Below are 26,192 nucleotides of genomic sequence, written 5' to 3'. Positions count from 1 at the left end.
GGCCAATAGCCTTCGATTATAACAGTCGCATGACAGTTTGATGTCACCCCGGTAACGCGTCATCGCGATGAGCAAAACGCCGCCTGGCCGGCACTGAACACGCAGCCCGGCTTTGTCCCCGGAATCAGAGACTTGCTCCGCTTGGGGCCGAGATTGGCCAGCGATTTGGGGTTAGCCGGCCTTTACGAAAAAAAGCCGGACGGGAGCGCGTTGCTCTCAGCCAGACGGTGTCATGGCCGGGCCATCGCCGAAAACAGGTCCGTTGGGGTAGGTTGACGCTGTCTCATGCCGGCGGTCGCTGCTCCCGCCCGTAACTGGAAAGGGAGGAATCGAACGCCGCCATTGTCTCGGCTGGATACAACCTTTGATATGGTGCGATCGCACCATAGTCTTGGCCGCTGGCAGGGCGCGAATCTTCGCCGTATTCCCGGCACTCGGACAGGCAGGACCGGCCCTACCCGGCGTTGCGCTGAGCCTGCCGGCTGGCGCCGACCCAGCGCTCGACCTTCTCGAGCAGCGCCCGGGGACTGATCGGCTTGGGCAGATAGTCGTCCATGCCTGCCTCCAGGCAGCGCTCGCGGTCGCCCTTCAGCGCATGCGCGGTGACGCCGACGATCGGCACATGCGTGCCGGTTTCTTCCTCCAGCCGGCGAATGGCGGCGGTCGCTTCGAGACCGTTCATCTCCGGCATGGAGACATCCATCAGGATCATGCACGGGTTGAGCCGGCCGAAGGCATCGAGCGCCTTGCGGCCATTGCCGACGATCTCGAAACCATAACCGGTCTCGCCGAGAATCTGGGTGAACACCATCTGGTTTACCTCATTGTCCTCGGCCACCAGTATGTCCAGCCTGTCGCCACCAGCCGCCACCGGTGGCCGGGGGCGAATCGAAGGCGGCTGCAGCAGCGCCCGCTGTTCGGACGGTGCCGAGGGCTGCGGCCGCGTCACATTGCTCGCAGCGACGTCGGCCGCGAGCGGCTGCGCGTCGCTGCCGCCAGTGTTGTGGCGATGCCGCTGGATGGTGGCGACCAGCGTTTCCAGCAGCACCGAAGAGCGCGCCGGCTTGATCAACTGGGCATCGATGCCGAGATCGCGATAGCTGGTGTTGGCGAGCGACTGGTCGACCGAGGTCAGCATGATGATCGGCGTTCCGGCAAGGCCAGCGGTGTTGCGCACGATCCGCGCCATTTCGGCGCCGCTCATTTCAGGCATCTGGTAGTCGAGCACGACGCAATCGACCGGCACGCCATAGGCGGCTGCGGCGATCAGCACCTTGAGGCCTTCGGCGCCGCTTTCGGCCGCGCAGGAATCGAACGTCCATGATGTCATCTGCTCGGTCAGGATCGCCCTGTTGACGGCATTGTCGTCGACGATCAGGACACGCGCGCCGGTCACGTCGATCGGCATGATGCGTTGCCCGTTTTGCTGTCCGGCCCTCGGCAGCGTCACCGAGAACCAGAACGTCGAACCCTTGCCTTCGGCGCTTTCGACCCCGATGTCGCCGCCCATCAGCTCGACGAGCCGCGAGGTGATGGCGAGGCCGAGGCCGGTCCCCTCGTGCCGCCGCGTCGATGAAGTGTCGACCTGGCTGAATTTCTCGAAGACCAGTTTCAGTTTTTCCTCGGGGATACCGATGCCCGTATCGGTGACCGAAATGGTGAGCTTCGTTCCGGCTGGAACCCTCTCGCCGGTGACGTCGACCAGCACATGGCCCTCATCGGTGAATTTCACCGCATTGCCGAGCAGGTTGGTGACGATCTGCCTGATGCGGCCGACATCGCCGATGAATAGGCTCTCGAGCCGAGGCTCGACACGTACGATCAGCTCGAGGTCCTTCTCCTTGGCGCGCGTCGACACCAGCGTCGCCACGTCCTCGATCGCCTCGGCCAGATTGAAGGGCGCCGGATCGAGCACCAACTGACCGGCATCGATCTTGGAGAAATCCAGTATGTCGTTGATGATGGTGAGCAGCGCATTGCCCGACTTCACGATGATGTCGGTAAACGTCTTCTGCTTCGGGTCGAGGTCCGATTTGGCCAGCAGTTCGGCCATGCCGAGCACGCCGTTCATCGGCGTGCGTATCTCATGGCTCATATTGGCGAGGAATTCCGACTTGGCGCGGTCGGCGAGCACGGCGCGCTGACGCGCCTCGCGCAGTTCGGCCTCCCGCATCTTCAGCTCGGTGATGTCGGTGGTCGAGCCGATCAGGTAGAGCGAACCGTCGGAGGCGATCATCGCGCCTTTGCGGGCGAATTGATGCCTGACGCTGCCGTCGGCCAGCGTGACCGTCTCTTCGACCTCCTGAGTTTCGCCGGTGCGCAGCACGGCGAGGTCGCCATTGACGAAGGCCTCGCCATCCGGCCCGAAAATCTCGATGTCGGTCTTGCCGATGGCCTCTTCCTTGCTGAAGCCCGTCAGATCGCACCAACCCTTGTTGACATAGAACTGCCTGAGATCGGAGCGCTTGGCGTAGATCGATACCGGCACATTGTCGATCAGGCTGCGGAACACCTCGTTCTCGCGCATGCTTTCTTCCAGCGCACGCTCGCGTGCCTTGACGTCGGTGATGTCGGTGCTCGAACCGACCAGATGCACCGACCCGTCCAGCGCCACCAGGCGGCTCTTGCGGGTCATCAACTGCCGAACCGTGCCGTCGCGATGGGTGACGGGTTCCTCGACCTCCTTGACGACGCCCGTCACGGCGACTTGCGTGTCGTCATGGCTGTAGCCATCCGCGTCCTGCGCGCCGAACAACTGCCGGTCGGTGCGGCCGATGACATCCTCCTTGGCCAAGCCGGTGATCGCGCACCAGGCCTTGTTGACGAATTCGATGCTCAGGTCCTGCGCCTTGATGAAGGCGGCCACCGGCAACTCGTCCATCACATGCCGGAACAGGTCGATCTGGCGCATGGAATCGCGCAATGCCGCCTCGCGGCTCTTGATCTCGGAGATGTCGACGCGAACGCCGATGAAGGTGCCGTCGTCGGTCCGCATGTCGTAGACCTGATACCAGCGGCCATCGGGATTGTGACGCTCGTAGGAGGAACTGGGCAAGCGGTAGCGGGCGAGGATCGCGTCCAGCCAGCGGTCATGATCGCTGTCGTAGAGCTGGTCGATTTGCGGATCGCCGCTGCTGCGGAAATAGCCGTTCGCATGACCCAGCACGAGTGCTTCGCGGAATGTACAGCCGGGCTGCCACGCCGGCTTCAAGGCCGGCAGCGTATCCTGGATCTTGCGGTTGGCGAAAACGAACCTGTCGTCGCGATCGTAGATGATCACGGCGGCCGGCAAGGATTCCAGCACGCTGGCGAGATGCTTGCGTGCGTCCTGCGCCTCCGTCTCGCGGCGCTTCATGTCGGAAATGTCGAACAGGAAGCCGGCAACGTAGTTGCGGCCGCTGGCCATGCCGACGCGGCTCTTCCGGACGATGCGCGAGCGGCAGGCGCCATCGGCCTCGAAATTCTCTTCCACTTCGTACGGCCGCCCGGTGGCAAGGACGTCACGTTCGCTCTGCTCGAAAAGCGCGACAGCGTTCGTTGGGAGGAAATCGCCGCCGGGCTTGCCGAGCATGGCTTGCGGCGTCTGGCCAAACAGAGCGGCGAACGCCTCGTTGACGAAGACGAAACGCAGATGGTCGTCCTTGACGAAGATCGGATCCTTGACGGCGTTGATCACCGCTTCCGCCAGCCGCGCTTTCTCCAGCGCGTCGGCAAGTTCGGCCTCCCGGTCCTTCATGTCGGTGACGTCGACATAGGAGATCAGCCGCTTGCCGCCGGCCAGCGGCGCCATCGACGATATCAGCGTGCGGCCGTCATTGCGCGGGAACTGCCGCGATCCGGCGGTACCGGCCCTGATTTCCGCCTCGCGCTCGGCGACATGCCGCTGCCATGACGCATCGTCGGCACCAAACGGATCGATGTCGCGGCTGGCGTCCATCAGATCGCGGAAGCTGCAGCCGATCTCGGCGCGCCGGGCGTCGATCTGCCAGAAATCATAGAAAGCACGGTTGATGATCTCGGCGCGCATATCGGCGTCGAGCACGAGGACACCGATCGGCATCTGGTCGACCATTGTGCGGAGACTGGCGAAGGTCTCGGCATTCCTGGCATTGGCGTTTTTGATCTCCGCATCGCGCTGCTTGATCTCGGTGACCTCATAGTAGGTCAGCAGCCGCTTGCCCCCGGACAACGCCGTCACCGAAAACATCATCGTCCTGCCGTTGGCATGGACAAATTCGCGCGGCGCGACGGATCCGGCGCGAATCTCGTCGAGGCGAGTAGCGAGGTAGCGCTGCCATTGCTGTTCGTCGATGTCGCCATAGATGCCGCTGCGGCGGTTGAGCTCCATCAACAGGCTGAACGGAGCGCCGACGGCAACAGCGCCGTCCGGAATCCTCGAGAGGTCGCGATAGGCCTTGTTGACGATCAGCGTGTCGAGCCTGGCATCGAGAAGCACGACGCCCATATGCATGGCGTCCATCGTCCGCTCGAGGTCGGCCAGATGCTGGTCGGGCTCGCCGTCACCCGATGGTTCCCGCCCCAGACTTTTGAAGGCGCCGGCCAGAGCCGTGACGTTGCGGCCGATGCCGCGATAGCCGGCAAATCTTCCTTCGTCGTCGAACTTTGGAAAGCCTGATGTCAAAACCCAGCGACAGTCGGCGCTGCCAGCCTTGAGCTCATAGACGAAGTCGCGAAAAGGCCGGTGCGCCTGCAGATCCTCCAGATGCGCCGCGCCACTGCGATCGCCGTTCAGGACCTGGTTGAGGAAGTCGAAGCGGAACCGGCCAAGCACGTTTGCCGGATCGATGCCGGTGGCGGCCTGGTAATTTTGCGAAAGCCAGGAGAAGCGCAGTTCGGCGTCCGTTTCCCAGACCCAGTCCGAACCGGCTTCGACGAGTTGGCGAAGCGCATCGTTCGAATCCATGCAAGAGGCGGACGATGAGGCATCGTCGCCATGCACTGTGGATCTGCGAGGCCCGCGCTTGCCGCGCGCGCCGATTGTTTCGTCCGCTTCCGCCATGCCGTCCCCACCCCGAAAACCAAGGCCGAACCCTCCTCCGCGGTTCGTCGGCGGAATCTGCCCGAGAAGCATTAAGGATCCGCTAACCTTAACGGTCGGTTGGACAGGATTGCGCGGCGCGGTCTGCTTCATTCCGCCCGGTTGTCGGCGGGGTCGAACCCGCTATATAAGCAACGGCAGGGGTATTGCTGATGCTTGGACGGATTGTGCCTTTTTTCATGGGGCTGGCGCTGCTTTTCGGCGGCGGTTGCTCGCGCAGTTATGACGGCACGGTCGTCATCCCGAGACCGCTTGATGTCCGGCGATTCTGGGATCGGCCGCCACCGAATGTCGACTATGGGCAATCCGAGGTCGAGAACGGCGCTTTTCCTGTGGCGCCGCAGCCGGACCGGCGTTTTTCCGAGCGCAAGGTCAGCCATGCCGCACCGAGACGGCACCAGACGAGGTTGCCTGCGTCCGCTTCCCTATCGGCGCCAGCGAAGCCGCTGACCTGCAGGAACGTCAGCGAGCCTGGCAAGAGAGCTCGCATGGTCTGCGATTAGATCGGAGCGGGTCCCTAAAAGCGGGACCCGGTTTTCGGATGGGATGCGATCAAGACGCGATCCGCGGATAGCTTCGGTGACCCGGCCTCACAGTGAAGCAGCGCCCTTTTTCGGCTCCTTCGCACCGAGCTTGTCGAGTGCAAGACGAACCTGACGCAGATCTTCCTGCCAGCCGTCATCGTCGTCCATCGGACCCTCCGAGGCAGCCCGCTGCAGCCCACGCGCCTCGGATTCGATCTCGCGCAGTTCGGCGATTTTCTGTTCGGTGGTCAGCGAGTCATCTTCGACGATCTCCAGTACCCGCATTTCCCGGAACGTAGCCACGGCGTTTCTCCCGGCTGATGTCGATCACAACGCCATGAGCGCCTCTCTGTTCCAGCCGGATCAGGCAACCGCATCGCAGCAGGCACGCCGCAACCGGTGATCGCCAATTGGGGAAGCCGGCGATCATTCGGCCGGGAAAAACGCCGGGCCGACCACGCGCACCGACCGCTTGCCGGCCTCGATCGAAAGGTGCTGGGCGGCACCTGGCGCTTCGGCATCGATTCCAGGGACGGCCGCAACCGTGCCGAGATCCGGCTTCGCCGTCGGCAGCGGAATAATGGCATTGCGCATGTTGGCGGGCGTCACAGTCCTGGCTCGCAGTTCGGTGACCCGCTGGTAGTATCGCTTGACGTCGCATGCCTTGAAATTCGCATCATCGCGATATCTGAAGGCTGCCGGCAGTTCGGTATAAGGCTTGCGCGTGTCGAGCGCGACCATCTGGTCGGTTTCGAGGCTGGCATCGTTCAACGTGTAGAGGTCGACGCTGGGGTCATCGCAGATGTAACGGCATTGATCGGCCGTCTCCTTCAGATCACCGCTGGCGGCGAATTGCGACTTTGGCGCCGGGAAGAAATACCCGTCCGACAGACGCACGCAAAACAGCATCGCATTGCCGCCGAACGTGGTGCTCGCCGATTGGGTGCCGGGCGCGGCGCGCGCAGACCGTTGCTTTGCCGAAGGCGCGCAGCCAAGCGCCACGAGGCGCGCCTGCAGACCCGCCGTGTCGCGGCCTGAATTCCCGGCGGCAGCGATCCGGCGCTGCACATCCGAGCGGCTCCTGGCGAGATCGGCGCAAGCGTTGAAGAGACCACCAAGCGAACTTTTCGCCGTGCACTGGCGCTGTCTCTCGATAGTCTGGATGGCTGCAAGTTGCCGGCGCAGTTGAGCAAGCTCCGGGTTCGCCCCGTTGCTGCGGCCACCCGAAAGCAACTGGCTTCTGATCGCGCCGCAGCTGTCCGCGTAGGACGGAAGCGTCCCGAACAAAACCGCCGCCAGCGAAATCAATGCGACCACCATGGAAGGCCAGAAACGGATCATCGGGACAACTCGGTCCTTTTTGCGGAGAACCCGGAATTACAGTCCATAACTTACACAAGTTTCAGCTATATGAGTAAACTCTAATTATCTCAAGAACTTCAGCCGGGGTAAGCTTTTGTCTATTGTATTATGTCATCTCGTGTAAATTCGATATTACATTTTTATTTCAAGATTGAGACGAACCTCAAAGGAAAGCGCAAGCCCGACCCTCGCCGCGGACCTGCAACGAAACGGACCGCCATTATCGCCAGGCGTTCGAAACCTTTGCCCGGTCTTCCGCGTTGAAGGACCAAAGGGAGAACGCAGATGTCGATCCACTTCACCGTCTCGGACCTGACAAGAAACCTGTTTCACTCGCTGGGGCTGGATCAGCGCGCGCCAAGGCCTCTCAATCCCGAACAAAGCCTGTTGCTGGAATGCTATCTGGCCGGTCAGGTTCCGGAATCGGCCTGGAACGACTACGTCTTCGAAACGCCCGATCTTGCCCGGCATGCCGCGGCACGGCGCAGTCACCATTGAGCCGGCGGCGGGTGCCTACTTGGGAGAGGCGAATTGCAACGTGAACACGTTGCCGGCGATGCCTTGCGCCAGTTTCGCTGAGAAGGTCAGGGGCAGACAATTCTGCAAGGCGGTCGTTGCGGCGTCGACAAAGGACTTCTTCGCCTTGGCATCGCCTTCCACCTTGATGGCTGTCGGCCTCGGTGGGCCGATCAGCGTGCCGTCCCGCTTGAAGCTGAAGCTCAAGGTGACGCTGGCGGTTCCCGCTCCCGCCGGCGGTGTCCAGCAAGCCTGGATCGCGGCCCCGACATCGTCCATCGTGTTGAGTTCAGCTGCACTTGACGCATGAACAGCGCCCGCCAGCACCACGCCCGCAACCGCAATCCGTCTCGCAACGCTTTTCATCGCCAGCCCTCACGCCTGACCACGGTCCATCTGGGACGCTCAATGGATGGTAGGGCCAACGTCGGCAATGGCAATATCTCTCGGCAAACTTGACGCCGAAAAAGCGACACCTGACTGGGCTTGCGCGGTCTGATCGCTGCTCGATCGCGCCTGGCGATAAAGCAATGCCGGTTAAGTGTGAAACGGTTTTCCCGGAAAAGCGCATAACGCTTTTCCCTTGGGAATTGCGTCGAACAAAGCGTGCGAAAAGCAAAAGGCCGGCATTGCGCCGACCTTTCCTATCGCTGCGACGTTCTGCGCCAGTACATCCGTGGTCGCGGGCCGAAAGCGAATTGCCTGCAGTAGACAGGGCTTTGGTTAACGAACCCTTAAGCTCAGGCCTTGGCCTGGGACTTCACATGGGCGATATAACCGCGCACGTCGCCGGCCGGCTCGCTATAGGCCTTGCCGAGCTTCTTCTCAATCGCCGCCACATAGTCCTTCGCCCATTTGGGCAAGGCATAGTCGATGACGGCCAGAAATTCGAGCGTCGCCGCCAGCCGGATATCGGCGATCGACGGATGCTTGCCGCCGATGAACGGCTTGCCGTCCCTGAAGAACGAGTGGAAGACCTCCAGCGGCTCGGCAATCGCCGCCATCGCCGCCTTCTGGGCTTCGGACTTCTTGTCGGGATGGGCGTCGCTGTGGCCGACCTCGCCGGCATAGTGCGGGAAGCCGAGCGCCGGATAGGTGGCGCGCGCCACATAGGGGTAGAGCGTGCCGATCAGGTAGAACATCGCACTGTCGACCATCGCCCGCTTGGCCGGCGCCTTCGGATAGAATTTCTCCAACCCGTGCTTGTTGGCGAGATACTGCATGATAGCGCAGCTTTCCCACAGCACGCCTCTGGGCAGGCCCTTGTCCTCGATCATCGGTGTCAAATGGGCGGGATTTCGCGCCATGAACTCCGGCGAACGGGTGTGGCCCCAGGCATCGGTCTCGGCGTGGTCGAAACCCGCCGCGCGCGCAAACACCCGCACGGTCATGTTGTTGACGCTGGGCTTCAGCATGCTGAGCTTCAGCGCCGGCTTCTTGGCCGGCTTGGCCTTGGCCCTGGGCGCGGCTTTTGCCGTCGCCTTCACCGCAGGCTTGGCGGCCGCCTTGGCTTTTGGCGTTGCCGCAGCTTTCGCCGCCGGCTTGGCGGCAGCTTTGGCCGCGGATTTCCCGGCAGTCTTCGTCGCTGTCTTGGCCATCTTGTTCCTCCCTCTGGTCTGTTCAGTATGGGTTCTTCGGCGCCCGATCGTCCGACAGAGTGGCACGGGAACGCTCTACGAGCGTCTGGATCGCATCGGCGAGATGCACTTCGGCGATGTTGTAGTCGCCGCGCCCGACCCGCAGCCTGTGCGCTTCCATCAGCACATCCGCATGGGTGAAGCCCGCCGGCGGTTCGAAGCGGTAGGACGCCAACTCGATCAGCAGGCCGAGCGGATCCTCGAAATAGATCGAATCCATGAAACCGCGATCCTTGACGCCGCTGTGCTTGATGCCGCGCTCGTCAAGCCGGGAGACCGCCTGCAGAAAGGTGACGCGCGACACCGAAAAGGCGATGTGGTGAACACAGCCCGGATCGGTAGGCGTGCGCCGCTTCTCCGGCGTCCGGCTCTCGTCGGTGAAGATAGTGATCAGCCGGCCGTCGCCGGGATCGAAATAGAGGTGGCTTTCCCTCGGCTTGTCGAGATTGGGCTGTTCGAAGATGAACGGCATGCCGAGCACGCCTTCCCAGAAATCGATAGAGGTCTGGCGCCCGGCGCCGACCAGCGTGATGTGATGGACGCCCTGCGATTGCAGCTTCTGCATTGGCCTTCCTCCCCCATGGATCAACTGGCCCTAAGGACAGCGCGGCGTTCTGCGCGCCGCTGGAGCCGTACCCCAGGATCCATGACGTGATGCTAATGCAAACAGCTCCGCGGCGCCAGAAGCGACGAACGCGGTGACGCAACGGATAAAGCCGACCGATGGAAAGTGCGCCGTCCGCACTTCCGATGCCCGGCATCGGAAGCACGTACGCGCTGCGCTTTGGAGGCTGAGATCGGCGAATCCGGCCGATAGCCGACCGAATTGATGTACCGACTTACGAGCCGCTGCTGTTGACCGTAGTGCCGACGGTCGTGAAGATCCCGTTGAGCGAATTGCCAACCGCCCCGGCGCCGGTGATGATCGCGAGCGCGATGAGAGCTGCGATCAAGCCATACTCGATCGCGGTCGCGCCAGACTCGTCCCAAGCGAAACGATAAGCTATTTTCTGCATTTCAACCTCCTACAGCTACTAAAGCGAAAACTAATATTCGCCGTGAGTTGCGGGGACGTTAAGGTTCCGGTTTCGCGTCCGTTAACATTTGCCAGACGAATGAAATAAAGGCCGGGTTGGTTGGTGCCACTGGGAGTTTTTAAGGCTGCGGCTACCTGTGCAGAGCGGGTTTCCCGGACGCCACAGTATCGAGGCTCCGCGACTTCAGAAACGAAATCGACGGCATCCTGCAAATTTGTCGAAAAACTTGGTACGCCCAAGGGGAATCGAACCCCTGTTCCCGCCGTGAGAGGGCGGTGTCCTGACCGCTAGACGATGGGCGCGTTCAAGAACCGGCGATATAGGCTGAGCGCTGGGAAAAAGCAACTGGGGTTAGGCCGCTTTCCCCGGTCGAGGAAAAGCCGGCCGTCAGCCTATCGTTTCGGTTCGATCAGATCCCAGAGATTGCCATGCAGATCGGCGAAAACCGCCACCGTGCCGTAGGGCTCGAAGCGCGGTGCTTCGCGGAATTCGACGCCCTTCTCCAGCATCGCCGCGTGGTCGCGGGCAAAGTCGTCGGTTTCCAGGAACAGGAAGACACGCCCGCCGGTCTGATCGCCGATACTTTTGCTTTGCGCCTCGTCGGAAGCCTCGGCCAGCAGCAGCCTGGCGCCCTGCCCGTTGGCCGGCGCCACTGTGACCCAGCGCTTGCCGCCGCCGAGATCGACATTTTCGACGAGCAGGAAACCCAGCCTCTCGACATACCAGGCAATCGCCTCGTCATAATTGGCGACGACCAGGGCGACCGTGGCGACGCGACGATGTTCGGCGAACCCGCTCATCCCCGAGGCTTGCTCATGGGCCTGCTGCCGTTCATCGTTGCGGCTCGGTCACTTGTTGCGGATCGCAAAGCGGCCGATCAGGCGTCGCTCAGTGATGTCGTAGACGAAGATCGTGCGGCTGCCGTCGGCAAGCTCGGCGTCGATCGAGACACGGTTGCCGGACAGCGACTGGCTGACCACCTTGGCCCCGACCGGCAGCACGATGTCGCCGCTGACCGGTTCGCCGGCGGGTGTCTGGATATCCCCGGCCAGCGGCGGGTTCGCCGGCGGTGCATTGCGCGCTTTGTAGACAAGGGCGCCGATCACCACCATAAGGGCGAGGAACAGCAGGCCGAGATTGATCCCGACGAAGCGGACGAGTTTCCTGCGCACCTTTTCGACCTCGGGGTCGAGCGGCTTATCCTGGTCTTCTTCGGCGATCGGGCTGGCCATGGCAAACAGTTCCGGAACGGTTTTTCAATGAGCGCTCATAACGAAGAGGCCCCTGAATTGATAGAGGCGGTACCGACCGTGCTGGTGGCGGATGCGGACGCGGCCGGTCAGCGCCTCGACCAGTGGCTGGCGGCAAGGCTTGGTCCGGACATGTCACGCAGCCGCGTGCAGATGCTGATCAGGCAGGGCGCGGTCTCGGTCGACGGCAAGCTGATCGATGAGACCAAGCGCAAGATGGCGCCGGGCGAAAGCGTGTCGGTTACCATGCCGGAGCCGGAGCCGGCGGAGCCGCAGGGCGAGAACATCGCACTCGATGTGCTTTATGAGGACGACGAGCTGATTGTCATCAACAAGCCGGCCGGGCTTGTCGTGCACCCCGGAGCGGGCAACTGGACCGGTACGCTGGTCAACGCGCTGATCCATCATTGCGGCGACAGCCTTTCCGGAATTGGCGGCGTGCGGCGGCCAGGCATCGTTCACCGCCTCGACAAGGAGACCAGCGGCGTCATGGTGGTCGCCAAGACTGACCGCGCCCACAAGTCACTCTCCGAGGCTTTCGCCGATCACGGCCTCACCGGCGATCTCGAACGTGCCTATCTGGCGCTGGTCTGGGGCATACCGCAGAGGCCGACCGGAAGGGTCGACGCGCCTCTCGGCCGCGCCGCCGCCCGCGTGCGCCGTGCCGTGGTGCCGGAAGGACGCGACGACGCCCGCCATGCGGTCACCCACTTTGCCGTGCAGGAGCGCTTCGGCGAGAGCCAACAGGAGTTCGCCACCGCCAGCATGGTCGAATGCCGGCTGGAGACCGGCCGCACCCACCAGATCCGTGTCCACATGGCGCATATCGGTCATCCGGTGATCGGCGACCCCGATTATGGCCAGGCCTTCCGCACCAAGGCCAACCGGCTGCCGGAACCGCTGAAAAGCCAGGTCAAGGCATTTCCCCGGCAAGCTTTGCATGCCTGGCTCCTTGCATTTCGCCACCCCACTACCCATCTAACGATGAGGTTCGAGGCGCCGTTACCGAGGGACATGGAGGAACTCGTCGGCGGCTTCCGCAAACTCTGAACCCGTCACCGACAAGCCATCAAAAAACCTGACTGACATTGTTCACTTCACCGTGACACACTGTTTCGTGTTGAACAAATGCCTGTCTTTTCTGGTTTTGTTCCTGTATAAGATCCGATGTCGCGGGCGAGCCTTTTGGTGCTCGCGTCACATGCCCGCCGCGTTTCGGGGGCATCACTCCAATAGAGAGGGGGCGCTATCATGGCCCAGTCATTACCCAGTATCGTTTCCGGCGAAGGCGGCATCAGCCGCTACCTGGAAGAAATCCGCCGCTTTCCCATGCTGCAGCCGCAGGAAGAGTACATGCTCGCCAAGCGTTATGCCGAGCATGAAGACACCTCCGCTGCGCACAAGCTCGTCACCAGCCACCTCAGGCTCGTCGCCAAGATCGCCATGGGCTATCGCGGCTATGGCCTGCCGATCGGCGAAGTGATCTCGGAAGGCAATGTCGGCCTGATGCAGGCCGTCAAGAAATTCGAACCCGAGCGCGGCTTCCGCCTCGCGACCTATGCCATGTGGTGGATCAAGGCCTCGATCCAGGAGTACATCCTGCGCTCGTGGAGCCTGGTCAAGATGGGCACGACCGCCAACCAGAAGCGCCTGTTCTTCAACCTGCGCAAGGTGAAGGGCAAGATCCAGGCGCTCGACGACGGCGACTTGAAGCCCGATCAGATCGCCGAGATCGCCACCAGGCTGAACGTTTCCGAAGCCGAAGTGGTGTCGATGAACCGCCGCCTGTCGGGCGATGCCTCGCTCAATGCCCCGATCCGGGCGAGCGAAGGTGAGTCCGGCGAGTGGCAGGACTGGCTGGTCGACGACCACGAAAGCCAGGAAGAGATGCTGATCGAGCAGGACGAGCTGGAAAACCGGCGCGGCATGCTGTCGGGCGCTCTTGCCGTGCTCAACGAGCGCGAGCGGCGCATCTTCGAGGCCCGTCGCCTCGCCGAGGAGCCGCTGACGCTGGAAGAGCTTTCGTCCGAATTCGACATCAGCCGCGAGCGCGTGCGCCAGATCGAGGTGCGCGCCTTCGAGAAGGTGCAGGATGCGGTCAAGGCCGCCGCCAAGCGCCAGACCCAGGCGCTGCGCACCATTGAGGCGCAGCCCGCAGCCTAAAGCCGGCTAAAGGCAACAAGATCTAAAGGCGGCGCCAGGAAACTGGCGCCGCTTTTTTCTTGTGTGGTTGGCGAAAGCGGAGGCGACATCCGATCTCCCCTGCAAGGGGGAGATTGCAGCTTCGCCGGCAGCGATCTCTCAAAGCCCATCCAGCGGAAACTTTAGATACCGCCGGCCATTCGCTTCGGGTTCGGGCAGCCTCCCGCCATTCATGTTGACCTGCAGCGCATGCAGGATCAGCCGCGGCATCGGCAGCGTCCTGTCGCGCGCTTCGCGCAGGGCGACGAACTCGGCCTCGCTGCGGACGGCGGCAAGATGGGTGTTGGTCGCCTTCTGTATGGCGACCGTGCTTTCCCACAAGGGTTCGCGGCCGCCGGCCTGATAGTCATGACCGACGAACACCCGCGTCTCGTCCGGCAACGCCAGTATGTCCTGGATCGAGCGCCAGAGCCGCGCGGCACTGCCGCCGGGAAAGTCCGTCCTCGCTGTGCCGCTGTCGGGCATGAACAGCGTGTCGTGGACGAAGGCGGCATCGCCGATCACATAGGTGATCGACGCCAGCGTATGGCCGGGCGAGAACAGCACCTTGGCCGGAAGCGTGCCGACCGTGAAGGTTTCGCCTTCACCAAACAGCCTGTCCCACTGCGAACCGTCGGCGGGAAAATCCGGCCAGTTGTAGATCGCCTTCCACAAATTCTGGACGTCGACGACCCTGTCGCCGATCGCTGTCGGCGCTCCGGTCTTCTCCCTCAGATAGTGCGCCGCCGAGAAATGATCGGCGTGCGGATGGGTGTCGAGGATCCATTCGACGCTCAGCCCCTGCTCGCTGACGAAGTCGAGCAGGATATCGGCATTCGTCGTTGCCGTAGCACCGGATTTCTCGTCGAAATCGAGGATCGGATCGATGATGGCGCAGCGTTTCGTCGCCTGGTCGGCGACGACATACTGGATGGCCCCGGTCGGCTTGTCGTAGAAGCCGCTGACCTGCGGCCTGGCCAAAGCTACGTCCAATTCTGGCTTCCCCAACTCTCGGTCGTCAGGAATGATTTTCTCTGACGACACCCGAGAGGAGCATGGTTGTCCGCTCGGGTGAGCCAGTCAAGTATCATTTCGCTCGCGGCGACAGGAAAGCCAAAAACTGTTCCGAGGAGCGGTCAGGCAGAGGGCTGCTTGGTCTTCCGCAGATACGGCAGGATGGTCTCATAAGCGCCGAAGCGCCTGATCGCGTCCTCGTTGGAGACGGCAGCGGTGATGATGACGTCCTCGCCCTGCTTCCAGTTTGCCGGCGTCGCCACCTGATGCTTGGCGGTCAGCCGCATGGAATCGACCGCACGCAGGATCTCATCGAAGTTGCGGCCCGTGGTCATCGGGTAGGTCAGCACCAGCTTGATCTTCTTGTCCGGTCCGATGACATAGACCGAGCGCACCGTGGCATTGTCGGCCGGTGTGCGGCCTTCCGACGTCTCGCCGGCACCGCCCGGCAGCATGTCGTAGAGCTTGGCGACCTTGAGGTCCTTGTCGCCGATCAGCGGGTAGTTCACCGAATGGCCGGTCGCCGTCTTGATGTCGTCCTGCCACTTGCCGTGGCTTTCGACCGGATCGACCGAAATGCCGATGATCTTGACGTTGCGCTTCTTGAATTCGCCTTCGAGCCCCGCCATCGTGCCAAGCTCGGTCGTGCAGACCGGCGTGAAATTCTTGGGATGACTGAACAGGATCGCCCATCCGTCCCCGATCCAGTCGTGGAATTTGATCGTCCCTTGCGTGGTCTCGGCGGTAAAATCCGGCGCAATGTCGTTGATACGAAGGCTCATGGTACATCTCCCCTGTAAACGGAACCCGTCGGCAGCGAGGAACGACAAGCGGCAACCCATGCTGCCATCGAACTGCCCCGCCCGGGCATCGTTGCATCTTAGCGCAAAAATCGTGACTGCAAGACAATATGAAACTCTTGTCGGTGGCAGGCGAGCATTTTTATGCTGCCGAATGCTCGGCACGCGGATGAGAGCCTGTTGGGCTGGACAGGAGAGATCCTGCCTCAGCTCTTGTTGACCGCCATTGTCACAGTCAGGTCTTCCATGCGCTGTGCCAGCGCGCTGAGCGCGTTGGTCAGCACGCTATCGCTCTTGTCGGCCTTGGTCAGAGCCTCGTCGCGGGTCTTGCGCAAGGTCAGCACTTCGCTTTCCATGCCCTTGACGCGTTTCTGCAACTCCGAGAGTTCATCCATCACCATGATGCCGGCCATCACGGTCAGCCGCTGATCGCCAATCTCGCCGAACGAGTCCTTCAGGTGTGAAACATAGCGGTCGAAACGTTCGGCAAGATCGATCAGATGCTCTTCCTGGCCCTCGTCGCAGGCCATGCGATACTGCTTGCCGTCGATTGAAACCGTGACCTGTGCCATCGGGCCAGCTCCTATCTGTCCAACACGGCGCGGATGGTTTCCATGGCGGTCACCAAACGTCGCGAGACTTCCTTGTTGGCATCTTCCAGCCGTTCGGCGCGCGCTTCGGAATTGTCGAGTTCCTGCGCCAGCCGCGAGCGATCGGCGTTCATCCGCTGCACCTCGGCCTCGGCTTCGGAGTAGTCGCGTTCATGCTCGAGCTTGGCCGCGACGGCGTTTTCCAGCCCCTCGATGGCCTTGCCCAGCCTCGCGATGACTTCCTTGAGTGTGGCTTCCCCGGTCATGGCCTTCGTCCTGTGCCCTGCCCATCACCGAATCGTTCACGTTCAGAACGCGTTATCCCTGAAACATTAGGCACCGGGTGAAGGCAACGTCAACAAAGCTCTCGCGACTGTCCCCCGCTAACGCTAATGTAGGTCCGCCGCCGGCATCACAAGACCGGCAAATGTGCACCCGATTTGTTGACTAAAAGCCCGCGCCTGCTATGTGTCGCGCACCCTTTTCAAGGGCTCTCCCAAGCCCCCAAACCCCCACTTCTGGAGGAACCATGACGTCGCGTGAACAACATGACCGGATGGCCAATGCGATCCGCTTTCTCTCCATGGACGCCGTCGAGAAGGCAAACTCCGGCCATCCCGGCCTGCCCATGGGCTGCGCCGACATCGCCACGGTGCTGTTCACGAAGTTCCTGAAATATGATCCGAAGGCCCCCCATTGGCCCGACCGGGATCGCTTCATCCTGTCGGCCGGCCACGGTTCGATGCTGCTCTATTCGCTGCTGCACCTGACCGGCTACGAGGACATGACGATCGACCAGATCAAGCATTTCCGCCAGTTGGGCTCGAAGACCGCCGGCCATCCCGAATACGGCCATGCCACCGGCATAGAGACGACCACCGGCCCGCTCGGCCAGGGTCTCGCCAATTCGGTCGGCTTCGCGCTCGGCGAGCGCATCATGAACGCAGCCTTCGGCAACGACCTCGTCGACCATTACACCTACGTACTGGCCGGTGACGGCTGCCTGATGGAAGGTGTTTCCCAGGAAGCCATCGCGCTTGCCGGCCATCTCAAGCTCAACAAGCTGATCGTCTTCTGGGACAACAACAACATCTCGATCGACGGCCCGGTCTCGCTTGCCGACAACACCGACCAGGTCGCCCGCTTCCAGGCCTCGGGCTGGAACGCCAGCCACATCGACGGCACCGATCCGGAAGCCATCGCCTATGCCATCGAAGCCGCTCGTCACTCCGACAAGCCGACGATGATCGCCTGCAAGACGACCATCGGCTTCGGCGCTCCAACCAAGGCCGGCACCAACAAGGCGCACGGTTCGCCGCTCGGCGCCGACGAGATCGCCGGTGCGCGCAAATTCTTCAACTGGGACTCGCCGCCCTTCGAGATTCCGGCCGACATCCTTGACGCATGGCGCGCCGCCGGTAAAACCGGCGCCAAGCCGCGCACCGACTGGGAGGGACGTCTGGCCAAGGCCGAGCCCAAGTTGAAGGCCGAGTTCGAACGCCGCCTCGCCGGCAAGCTGCCGTCGAATTTCGACGCCGTCATCGCCGACTACAAGAAGAAGCTGTCGGCCGACAAGCCGAAGGTCGCCACCCGCAAATCCTCGGAAATGGCGCTGGAGGTCATCAACGGCGCCGTGCCGGAAACCATAAGCGGCTCCGCCGACCTGACCGGCTCCAACAACACCAAGACCAGCCAGACCAAGAACATTACGCCCGACGATTACGGCCAGCGTTATGTCCACTACGGCATTCGCGAACATGGCATGGCGGCCGCCATCAATGGCTTGACGCTGCATGGCGGCCTCATCGCCTATGGCGGCACCTTCCTGTGCTTCTCCGATTATGCCCGCCCGTCAATGCGTCTGGCTTCGCTGATGGGCATCCGCTCGATCTTCGTCATGACCCATGATTCCATCGGTCTGGGCGAAGACGGCCCGACCCACCAGCCGGTCGAGCATCTGGCGGCATTGCGCGCGATCCCCAACCACAATGTCTTCCGCCCGGCCGACGCGGTCGAAACCGCGGAATGCTGGCAGATCGCCCTGGAGTCGGAAAAGACGCCGTCGACCTTGGCGCTGACCCGCCAGAACCTGCCGACGGTGCGCACCGAATTCACGGCCAAGAACCTCAGCAGCCAGGGAGCCTATGAGCTGGCCGCCGCCAGCGGCGAGGCGGCGATAACGATCTTCGCCACCGGCTCCGAGGTCGAGATCGCACTTGGCGCGCGCGAGCTGTTGGAAAAGCACGGCCATCCGACCCGCGTCGTCTCGGTTCCCTGCTTCGAACTGTTCGACCAGCAGAGCGACGACTACCGCAAGAAGACGATCGGCAATGCGCCGATCAAGATGGCGATCGAAGCCGGCATCCGCCAGGGATGGGATCATCTGATCGGCTCAGACGGCATCTTCGTCGGCATGACCCGCTTCGGCGCGTCGGGCACGATCGAGCAACTCTATCCGCATTTCGGCATTACCGCCGAGGCCGCGGCCAAGGCGGCGGAAGCCCGCCTGCACGCCAAGTAAGATTCTGGGCCAGTTCGGCGAAACCGCGAAAACGGCTTCGCCGGGCTGGCTCAACTTAATCGATTTAAATCCACGCCAGTGCGGCTGGATTCTTTCTGCTTCCGCCGCTATGAAACTGCAGACCCCTCGTCCGCCCTCCAACTCCCAGGGAGAGAATTATGACCGTCAGAGTTGCCATCAACGGATTTGGCCGCATCGGCCGCAACATCCTGCGCGCTATCCATGAATCCGGCCGCAAGGACATCGACGTCGTCGCCGTCAACGACCTCGGCCCAGTCGAGACCAATGCGCACCTCTTGCGCTATGACAGCGTGCACGGCCGCTTCCCGCATGAAGTCTCGGTATCCGGCGACCAGATCACCGTCGGCAAGGAGACGTTCAAGGTCACCGCGATCAAGGATCCGACGCAGTTGCCGTGGAAGGAACTCGGCATCGACATCGCGCTCGAATGCACCGGCATCTTCACCGCCCGCGACAAGGCAGCGGCACACCTGACCGCCGGCGCCAAGCGCGTCATCGTTTCGGCCCCTGCCGAAGGCGCCGACCTCACCGTGGTCTACGGCATCAACCACGACCAGTTGACCAAGGATCATATCGTCATCTCGAATGCCTCGTGCACCACCAACTGCCTGGCGCCGCTGGCAGCCGTGCTGCACGAAACGGTCGGCATCGAAAAAGGCATGATGACGACGATCCACTCCTACACCGGCGACCAGCCGACGCTGGACACCATGCACAAGGATCTCTACCGCGCCCGCGCCGCGGCGCTGTCGCAGATCCCGACCTCGACCGGTGCCGCCAAGGCGATCGGCTTGGTGCTGCCCGACCTCAAGGGCAAGCTCGACGGCATCTCGATCCGCGTGCCGACCCCGAACGTCTCGGTCGTCGATTTCAAGTTCATCGCCAAGCGGTCGACCACGGTGCAGGAGATCAACGAAGCGGTGATCGCCGCCTCCAACGGCAAGCTCAAGGGCATTCTCGGCGTCACCCATCACCCGAACGTGTCGATCGACTTCAACCACGATCCGCGCTCCTCGATCATGGCGCTCGACCAGACCAAGGTGATGGACGGCAATTTCGTATCGGTGCTCTCCTGGTACGACAATGAATGGGGTTTCTCCAACCGCATGGGCGACACATCGGTCGCCTTCGGCAAGACCATCGCCTGATCACAAAGCCCTCTTTTCGAGACTTGGAACGCCCGGCTTTGCCCGGGCGTTTTTCATGAGCGCAGCTTGCGCCTTCCCAAATTGTGTCCCGGGCGCCAAAACATCCGAAAATCAGCGGCATAGACCAAAAAGCCACCCTGCCGCCTTGCACTGGTCACGTCTTCGCCCCACTCTCTCGCAAAGCAGGAGACAGACAAATTTGAGGGGCTGATTTCAGGATGGAGCATGCGATCTATCTCGTCACGCTGGTCGGCACAGCGCTTGTCGTCGCCGCCGCGTTTTCGAGCCTGATCGCCTTCCGCTTCGGCGCCCCTCTTCTGCTCCTGTTCCTCTGCATTGGCCTCGCCACCGGCACCGACGGTCTCGGCATCCAGTTCGACAATGCCCGCATCGCCTATTTTGCCGGCTCACTGGCGCTGGCCGTCATCCTGTTCGATTCCGGCTTCGGCACGCCGCTCAACGCCTTGCGGCAGGCAGCCGGCCCGGCGTTGTCGCTGGCGACCTTCGGCGTAATTCTGACCACCGGCCTGTTCGGCGCCGCCGCCCACTATCTGCTCGACCTCACCTGGCTGGAATCCTTCCTGCTCGGCGCCGCCGTCGCCTCCACCGATGCGGCCGCCGTGTTCTTCCTGCTGCGTGCCGGCGAGATCAATCTGCGCGAACGCGTGCGCTCGACGCTCGAGGTGGAATCCGGCACCAATGACCCCATCGCCATCTTCCTGACCATCACGCTGGTCGAGATCATCGCCGCTCATGCCAATCCCGAGACCAACGTCCTGGTCACCAGCCTTTTCCTCGGCTTCCTCCTCAACATGGGCCTTGGCGCTGTCGTCGGCGTGCTCGGCGGCCTCGCCATCGTGCGTCTCGTCGACCGGCTCAATCTCGACCATGGCCTGCTGCCGATCTTCGTGCTGACCTTGTCGTTGATGGTCTTTGCCGCCGCCGGCGCCATTGGCGGCTCTGGCTTCCTGGCGGTCTATATCGCCGGCCTCATCTCGGGCAATTCCGATATCCGCGCCGTCACCATCCTCAAGCGCTTCCAGGACGGCATGTCATGGCTGGCACAGATCATCATGTTCCTCATCCTCGGCCTGTTCGCGACGCCCTCGCAATTCCCGGCGATCATGGTGCCGGCGGTGCTGCTCGGCCTGTTCCTGATGTTCGTGGCGCGGCCGGTCGCCGTCTGGCTCTGCCTGATCCCGTTCCGCATGCCGCGCCCCGAAGTCGCCTTTGTCTCGTGGGTCGGCCTGCGCGGCGCGGTGTCGATCCTGCTCGCCATCACCCCGCTGCTCGGCGGGCTGGAAAATGGCCGTGTCATCTTCAACACCGCCTTCATCATCGTTCTGGTTTCGCTGGTCATCCAGGGCTGGACGGTCGGACCGCTGGCGCGCCGCCTCGGTTTGATCGTGCCGGCGCGGCTCGGACCGCTGGACAAGGTCGAGCTGGAATTGCCGGGTTCGGCCCATCACGAGCTTCTCGCCTATCGCGTCGCACCCGGCAGCCCGGTGGCGCGCGGCGAGCGCATCCCACGCTGGGCGCGACCCTCGCTGGTGCTGCGTGACGGCCGTTCGATGCGCTTCCAGGACATGGGCCGGCTCGCCGCCGGCGACCAGGTCTACATTTTCGTCCCGGATCGCTATCCGCGCCTGCTCGACAAGCTGTTCGCCAGCCGTGCCGTGGTCGATCCCGAAGATGCCGATTTCTTCGGCGCCTTCGCCGTCGATCCAGCGCGCCCCGCCGCCGAACTGGAAGCAGCCTATACGCCGGGCCTGACCGAAGCGGAGCAAAAGCTCACCGTTGGAGCGCTGGTCACGGCGCGGCTCGGCGGCCATGCCGAATATGCCGACCGCGTCCTGCTCGGCCCGATAGAACTGATCGTCCGCGACGTCGACGACAAGGGGAAGATCATAGGCCTCGGCCTGTCGTTCGAGCCGACCGCGCCGGTGGCGCGGGTGCCGGTCTTCCTCAGCGCCGGAGAAATCGGCGACCGTCTTTCCGCCTTCATCCGCAATTGGCGCAAGCCGACCGAGGCGCAGGCGGACGAGGCGCGGGCGGACGAGAAACCGGCCCCAGAGCCAGCGCCGGAAAAGGCAGCAACCGAAAGCTGACAAACCCGCTATTGAGCGGAGCCATTCATCCGCCCGCCAGTGCAAGATCGTGCCCACTTCAAAATTTCGGTTCGAGCGCGCCCTAAGCCTTGCATCGTCGCCGATGCGGGGTATGGTCCCCCGGTTTTTCGCGAAAGGAACCCGCATGGCCGCCTTCAAGACACTCGACGATATCGGCAACATCAGCGGCAAGCGCGTGCTGGTGCGCGTCGACCTCAACGTGCCTGTCACTGAGGGCAAAGTCACCGACGCCACCCGCATCGAACGCATCGCACCGACCATCGCCGAGCTATCGGCCAAGGGCGCCAAGGTCATCCTGCTCGCCCATTTCGGCCGACCCAAGGATGGGCCTTCGCCCGAATTCTCGCTGGAGCCGATCGCCAAAGCCACGGCAGAAGTGCTCGGCCGCCCCGTCGGTTTCGCCTCGGATTGCGTCGGCGACACGGCCGGAAGCGCTGTCGCCGCCATGAACAAGGGCGACGTGCTGCTGCTCGAAAACACTCGCTTCTACAAGGCCGAAGAAAAGAATGACCCGGCCTTCACCGAAAAACTCGCCGCCAATGGCGATATCTTCGTCAACGACGCCTTCTCGGCCGCGCACCGCGCGCATTCTTCGACCGAGGGGCTGGCGCATCTGTTGCCGGCTTTTGCCGGCCGCACCATGCAAGCCGAGCTTGAGGCGCTGGAGAAGGGCTTGGGAAAACCGGTTCGTCCGGTCGTCGCCATTGTCGGCGGCGCCAAGGTCTCGACCAAGATCGATCTGTTGATGAACTTGGTGAAGAAGGTCGACGCGCTGGTCATCGGCGGCGGCATGGCCAACACCTTCCTCGCCGCGCGCGGCACCGATGTCGGCAAATCGCTGTGCGAGCATGATCTCGCCTCAACCGCCAAGCAGATCATGATCGAGGCGGCCGAGGCCGGCTGCGCCATCATCCTGCCGGTCGACGGCGTCGTCGCCAGGGAGTTCAAGGCGGGCGCGGCCTGCGAGACCGTCGCCATCTCCGATGTGCCGGCCGACGGGATGATCCTCGATGTCGGCGCCAAAACCGTGACGACCATCGGCGAATGGATCGACCGCGCCGCGACACTGGTCTGGAACGGCCCGCTCGGCGCCTTCGAGATCGCGCCCTTCGACCATGCGACGGTGGCGGCGGCCAAGCATGCGGCGTCGCGCACCAAGGAAGGCAAGCTGGTCTCGGTCGCAGGCGGTGGCGATACGGTCGCGGCGCTCAACCACGCCGGCGTCGCCGACGACTTCACCTATGTCTCGACCGCAGGCGGCGCCTTCCTGGAGTGGATGGAAGGCAAGCCGCTGCCCGGCGTCGATGTGTTGAAGCGCTGAGGCTCCGAGGCGATCAACACTCGGAGAGCGAACAAGGCCGCCCGAGGCTTCAATCGATTCGAGCTTTCCGATGCCATTCCTTTGGCGGTAGACTTCCGTTAAGCGCGGAACAACCGTTTCAGGAGAAGCAACAATGAGCGAACGTCTCGAAGACATTGCCGCTGCGATCGTCGCCGATGGCAAGGGCCTGCTGGCCGCCGACGAAAGTTCCGGCACCATCAAGAAGCGCTTCGACGTCATCGGCGTCGAATCGACCGCCGACAGCCGCCGCGATTACCGCGAGATGATGTTCCGCACCAGGGAGGCGATGACCCGCTACATCTCCGGCGTCATCCTCTATGACGAGACGATCCGCCAGAAGGCCGCCGACGGCACGCCGCTGGTCGACATCATCAAGGCGGCCGGCGCCATCCCCGGCATCAAGGTCGATGCCGGCGCCAAGCCGCTGGCCAGGTTTCCCGGCGACACCGTCACCGAAGGCCTCGATGGCCTGCGCGAACGGCTTGCCGACTACTACAAGCTCGGCGCCCGCTTCGCCAAATGGCGCGCGGTAATCGACATCGATATCGCCAAGGGCGTCCCTTCGGCGACCTCGATCGGCTCCAATGCTCATGCGCTCGCCCGCTATGCCGCCCTCTGCCAGGAAGCCGGCATCGTGCCGATCGTCGAACCGGAGGTGCTGATGGACGGCGCCCACGACATCGACACTTGTTACGACATTTCGAAGGCAACGCTGATCAAGCTCTATGACGAGCTCCATGCGGCGCGCGTCGTGCTGGAAGGCACCATCCTGAAGCCCAACATGGTGCTGGCCGGCAGGAAATCGGGCAAGGTGAGCAGCCCCGAAGAAGTCGCCGAAAAGACCATAAAACTGTTCCGCGAGACAGTGCCGGCAGCGGTGCCGGGCATCGCCTTCCTTTCCGGCGGCCAGGAAGACGAAGAGGCGACCGCCAATCTCAACGCCATCAACGCCATCGGGCCGCACCCGTGGAAGCTGACCTTCTCCTATGGTCGCGCGCTGCAGGCCGCGCCACAGAAAGCCTGGAGCGGCAAAGCCTCGAACGTTGCCGCCGGCCAGGCCGCCTTCACCCATCGCGCCCACATGAACCATCTGGCAGCGCTCGGAAAATGGAAGGCGAGCCTGGAACAGGCCGCCTGATCACAGTCCTTTCTTCCTCCTTCGAACCCGGGCCGATGCGCCCGGGTTTTTTGTTTGTGACTTGCAGGGCTTGGGGCGGAGCCTCTCCGTCCTTATTTCCTCTCCGGCGATGTCGGGTTGCGCCCATCCCCAACGTCCTTGGGATGACATTCAGGGAGAGGTTCATGCATCGCAACAAGATCGTTTCGCGCGAAGACTGGTTCCAGGCGCACAAGGCACATCTGGCGCGCGAGAAGGAACTGACGCGGTTTCGCGAGCGGATCGCCGCGGAACGGCGTGAACTGCCCTGGCTGAAGATCAGGAAAGACTATGTCTTCGAGACCGAACAAGGGCCAAACAGACTGACCGACCTGTTTGGCACTAACAGCCAGCTGATCGTCTATCACTTCATGTTCGGGCCGGGCTGCACCCATCATTGCGAGGGCTGCTCATTCCTTGCCGACCATATCGACGGCGCCAATCAGCATCTACGGCATCACGACGTGTCGCTGGTCGTGGTTTCGCGCGCTCCCCTGGCGGAACTTCTGCCTTACAAGCAGCGCATGGGCTGGAAGTTCGACTGGGTGTCGTCCTATGTCTCGGATTTCAACTTCGACATGCAGGTCTCCTTCACCGACAAGCAGATCGCCGCCGGCTGCACCACCTACAATTTCGAGACCCGTCCACGGACATCGAAGGAGCTTCCCGGCACCAGCGTCTTCTACAGGGACGAGACCGGCGACATCTTCCTCACCTTCATGTCGCGCGCCCGCGGCGGCGAGGCGCAGATCGGCGCCTACGACTATCTCGACATGACGCCGAAGGGCCGCAACGAGAACGGCCCCTATCACGGCCTGATGGATTGGGTGCGGCTGCACGACGAATATCAGGGCAAGCAGGCGGGGCAGGCGAGTTGCTGCGATTGAAGATCGTTCCCGTCGGCCAAAACATTCGCTAAGGCTGCCGCTGATCGTTTAACGGTACTGCCATGCGCTTCCCGGCCCTACTCTCCTGGCTCGCCTTCCCGGTCTATATCTGGCAAGGCCTCGGCGTGCGACGCCGCACCACGCGCATGCTGCCGGCGCAAGGGCCGGTCATGCACGAAATATCAGGCGCAGCACCGGCAATCTCGCTTCTGGTGCTGGGCGATTCCTCCGCCGCTTCGGTCGGCATCGGCAATTCGGAAGACGGGCTTGCCGCGCAACTCGCCGTGCTGATTTCACAAAGCACCGGCCGCGCCGTGCGCTGGCGGGCGGCCGGCTTCAATTCGGCAACGTCCGGCCAGATCCGCGACCATGTGCTGCCCAATCTGTCGGCCGATCCGTGGACGCATATCGTGCTGGCCATCGGCACCAACGACACCAAGAATTTCCACTCCGTGCCGCGCTTCAAGAAGGAGTTCGGTGGCCTGCTCTACGGCCTGCGCGCCAAATGGCCGGAAGCGCGCGTGGTGTGGTCGCCGGTGCTGGAGTTCACGCGGGCGCCAGCCATGCCGCCGCTGCTCGGAAAGATCCTTGAGATCCGCGCCACCGACATGAACCGGATGGGCGAACGCCTTTGCCTGGAGCGCGGCGCGGTGCCGGCGCCGCGCCTGCCGATCACCAATCCGGAAGCCGGCTTTGCCTCGGACGGCTTTCACGCCTCGGAAGCAGGCTACCGGGCCTGGGCCGAGCATCTGGTCGGCCCGGTGCTTGGCCATTGAGCAGCGACGACAAGTGCGTCCTACGTCAAATGCCCGAGCACGGCCGCCAGTGAAATCGCGGCCATGGCGAGCAGTGCCAGCTTCCAGAAATCACCGCGTCGCTTGAGGCCTGGCCAGCCAAGCGGCTTGATCAGTTGAATGACCATGAAACCGGCGATGACAAGGGCGAGGAATTTCGTCATGCCGCCTTTGACCAGCAACGCGCCCGGCTGTCAAAGCACGTCGTTCATTGCCTGAGAAAG

Annotated in this window: 25 protein-coding genes and 1 tRNA gene; 11 read left to right on the top strand and 15 right to left on the bottom strand. The window is 62.8% G+C overall.

From position 1 onward, the window contains the following. Window positions 1-454 precede the first annotated feature (454 nt). The gene (locus EOC83_RS19205; protein ID WP_164747166.1) at window positions 455-5,020 is read right to left on the bottom strand and encodes a PAS domain-containing protein; all 4,566 of its coding nucleotides are present in this window, start codon (window positions 5,018-5,020) and stop codon (window positions 455-457) included. Between the two features lie 191 nt (window positions 5,021-5,211). Between EOC83_RS19205 and EOC83_RS19200 the strand changes: the two genes are divergently transcribed. After that, on the top strand, window positions 5,212-5,562 hold the full coding sequence (locus EOC83_RS19200) for a hypothetical protein (protein ID WP_013529266.1): 351 nt from the start codon (window positions 5,212-5,214) through the stop codon (window positions 5,560-5,562). An 87-nt stretch (window positions 5,563-5,649) separates the two neighbouring features. Here the strand turns inward: EOC83_RS19200 and EOC83_RS19195 are convergent, their stop codons facing one another. Beyond that, a complete protein-coding gene (locus EOC83_RS19195; RefSeq protein WP_013529265.1) occupies window positions 5,650-5,886 on the bottom strand; it encodes a hypothetical protein in 237 nt (78 codons plus the stop codon). 123 nt (window positions 5,887-6,009) lie between these two features. Beyond that, window positions 6,010-6,924 (bottom strand): DUF2865 domain-containing protein, encoded by a 915-nt coding sequence (locus tag EOC83_RS19190; protein WP_063169150.1) that lies wholly within the window; start codon window positions 6,922-6,924, stop codon window positions 6,010-6,012. A 306-nt stretch (window positions 6,925-7,230) separates the two neighbouring features. Between EOC83_RS19190 and EOC83_RS19185 the strand changes: the two genes are divergently transcribed. Next, window positions 7,231-7,443: a hypothetical protein gene (locus tag EOC83_RS19185; RefSeq protein WP_013529263.1), complete on the top strand. Its 213-nt coding sequence runs from the start codon at window positions 7,231-7,233 to the stop codon at window positions 7,441-7,443. 15 nt (window positions 7,444-7,458) lie between these two features. On the opposite strand, the gene EOC83_RS19180 is transcribed toward EOC83_RS19185, so the two are convergent. The 7 genes from EOC83_RS19180 to EOC83_RS19150 all read right to left on the bottom strand — a co-directional run bounded on the left by EOC83_RS19180 (window position 7,459) and on the right by EOC83_RS19150 (window position 11,367). Next, the gene (locus tag EOC83_RS19180; RefSeq protein ID WP_063169151.1) at window positions 7,459-7,827 is read right to left on the bottom strand and encodes a hypothetical protein; all 369 of its coding nucleotides are present in this window, start codon (window positions 7,825-7,827) and stop codon (window positions 7,459-7,461) included. 374 nt (window positions 7,828-8,201) lie between these two features. After that, window positions 8,202-9,059, bottom strand: a complete 858-nt coding sequence (locus EOC83_RS19175) for a glutathione S-transferase family protein (protein ID WP_013529261.1) — start codon at window positions 9,057-9,059, stop codon at window positions 8,202-8,204. Window positions 9,060-9,081: 22 nt separating this feature from the next. Further along, a complete protein-coding gene (locus EOC83_RS19170; protein ID WP_013529260.1) occupies window positions 9,082-9,663 on the bottom strand; it encodes a VOC family protein in 582 nt (193 codons plus the stop codon). Window positions 9,664-9,937: 274 nt separating this feature from the next. After that, window positions 9,938-10,114: a Flp family type IVb pilin gene (locus EOC83_RS19165; protein ID WP_063169152.1), complete on the bottom strand. Its 177-nt coding sequence runs from the start codon at window positions 10,112-10,114 to the stop codon at window positions 9,938-9,940. 248 nt (window positions 10,115-10,362) lie between these two features. Further along, a tRNA-Glu gene (locus EOC83_RS19160) sits at window positions 10,363-10,437 on the bottom strand. A gap of 90 nt (window positions 10,438-10,527) precedes the next feature. Next, entirely contained in the window at window positions 10,528-10,935 is a 408-nt protein-coding gene (locus EOC83_RS19155; RefSeq protein WP_063169153.1) for a VOC family protein, read from the bottom strand. A 48-nt stretch (window positions 10,936-10,983) separates the two neighbouring features. Further along, window positions 10,984-11,367, bottom strand: a complete 384-nt coding sequence (locus EOC83_RS19150; protein ID WP_013529257.1) for a fimbrial protein — start codon at window positions 11,365-11,367, stop codon at window positions 10,984-10,986. A gap of 27 nt (window positions 11,368-11,394) precedes the next feature. Between EOC83_RS19150 and EOC83_RS19145 the strand changes: the two genes are divergently transcribed. Next, a complete protein-coding gene (locus tag EOC83_RS19145; RefSeq protein WP_127325972.1) occupies window positions 11,395-12,435 on the top strand; it encodes an RluA family pseudouridine synthase in 1,041 nt (346 codons plus the stop codon). A gap of 201 nt (window positions 12,436-12,636) precedes the next feature. Further along, a complete protein-coding gene (rpoH, locus tag EOC83_RS19140) occupies window positions 12,637-13,548 on the top strand; it encodes an RNA polymerase sigma factor RpoH (RefSeq protein ID WP_127325970.1) in 912 nt (303 codons plus the stop codon). Window positions 13,549-13,686: 138 nt separating this feature from the next. Here the strand turns inward: rpoH and EOC83_RS19135 are convergent, their stop codons facing one another. The 4 genes from EOC83_RS19135 to EOC83_RS19120 form a co-directional block, all read right to left on the bottom strand. Beyond that, complete coding sequence (locus tag EOC83_RS19135) at window positions 13,687-14,559, bottom strand: MBL fold metallo-hydrolase (RefSeq protein ID WP_063169154.1); 873 nt, start codon at window positions 14,557-14,559, stop codon at window positions 13,687-13,689. A 143-nt stretch (window positions 14,560-14,702) separates the two neighbouring features. After that, complete coding sequence (locus tag EOC83_RS19130; RefSeq protein WP_063169155.1) at window positions 14,703-15,362, bottom strand: peroxiredoxin; 660 nt, start codon at window positions 15,360-15,362, stop codon at window positions 14,703-14,705. 224 nt (window positions 15,363-15,586) lie between these two features. Next, on the bottom strand, window positions 15,587-15,952 hold the full coding sequence (locus tag EOC83_RS19125; protein ID WP_013529252.1) for a cell division protein ZapA: 366 nt from the start codon (window positions 15,950-15,952) through the stop codon (window positions 15,587-15,589). A gap of 11 nt (window positions 15,953-15,963) precedes the next feature. Beyond that, on the bottom strand, window positions 15,964-16,236 hold the full coding sequence (locus tag EOC83_RS19120) for a DUF4164 domain-containing protein (RefSeq protein WP_013529251.1): 273 nt from the start codon (window positions 16,234-16,236) through the stop codon (window positions 15,964-15,966). Between the two features lie 263 nt (window positions 16,237-16,499). Between EOC83_RS19120 and tkt the strand changes: the two genes are divergently transcribed. The 7 genes from tkt (at window position 16,500) to EOC83_RS19085 (ending at window position 25,950) form a co-directional block, all read left to right on the top strand. Continuing rightward, window positions 16,500-18,491 (top strand): transketolase, encoded by a 1,992-nt coding sequence (gene tkt / locus EOC83_RS19115; RefSeq protein ID WP_063169156.1) that lies wholly within the window; start codon window positions 16,500-16,502, stop codon window positions 18,489-18,491. 158 nt (window positions 18,492-18,649) lie between these two features. Next, window positions 18,650-19,660: a type I glyceraldehyde-3-phosphate dehydrogenase gene (gap, locus tag EOC83_RS19110; RefSeq protein WP_013529249.1), complete on the top strand. Its 1,011-nt coding sequence runs from the start codon at window positions 18,650-18,652 to the stop codon at window positions 19,658-19,660. Between the two features lie 218 nt (window positions 19,661-19,878). After that, window positions 19,879-21,768 carry a potassium/proton antiporter gene (locus EOC83_RS19105; RefSeq protein ID WP_013529248.1) on the top strand — a complete coding sequence of 630 codons (1,890 nt, stop codon included), beginning with the start codon at window positions 19,879-19,881 and terminating at the stop codon, window positions 21,766-21,768. A 145-nt stretch (window positions 21,769-21,913) separates the two neighbouring features. Then, a complete protein-coding gene (locus EOC83_RS19100) occupies window positions 21,914-23,110 on the top strand; it encodes a phosphoglycerate kinase (RefSeq protein WP_013529247.1) in 1,197 nt (398 codons plus the stop codon). Between the two features lie 133 nt (window positions 23,111-23,243). Continuing rightward, window positions 23,244-24,269 carry a class I fructose-bisphosphate aldolase gene (locus EOC83_RS19095; protein ID WP_024502995.1) on the top strand — a complete coding sequence of 342 codons (1,026 nt, stop codon included), beginning with the start codon at window positions 23,244-23,246 and terminating at the stop codon, window positions 24,267-24,269. A 164-nt stretch (window positions 24,270-24,433) separates the two neighbouring features. Further along, complete coding sequence (locus EOC83_RS19090; RefSeq protein ID WP_063169157.1) at window positions 24,434-25,174, top strand: thioredoxin family protein; 741 nt, start codon at window positions 24,434-24,436, stop codon at window positions 25,172-25,174. 62 nt (window positions 25,175-25,236) lie between these two features. Beyond that, window positions 25,237-25,950, top strand: coding sequence for an SGNH/GDSL hydrolase family protein (locus EOC83_RS19085; RefSeq protein WP_063169158.1), 714 nt, complete (start codon window positions 25,237-25,239; stop codon window positions 25,948-25,950). Window positions 25,951-25,970: 20 nt separating this feature from the next. Here EOC83_RS19085 and EOC83_RS19080 read toward each other — a convergent pair whose 3' ends face one another. Then, window positions 25,971-26,132: a hypothetical protein gene (locus EOC83_RS19080; RefSeq protein WP_013529243.1), complete on the bottom strand. Its 162-nt coding sequence runs from the start codon at window positions 26,130-26,132 to the stop codon at window positions 25,971-25,973. Window positions 26,133-26,192 lie beyond the last annotated feature (60 nt).

The sequence above is a fragment of the Mesorhizobium sp. Primo-A genome, from assembly GCF_003997175.1.
In the GTDB taxonomy this organism is placed as follows: Bacteria; Pseudomonadota; Alphaproteobacteria; order Rhizobiales; family Rhizobiaceae; genus Mesorhizobium; species Mesorhizobium ciceri.
This window is presented reverse-complemented; position numbering and strand designations above follow the sequence as displayed.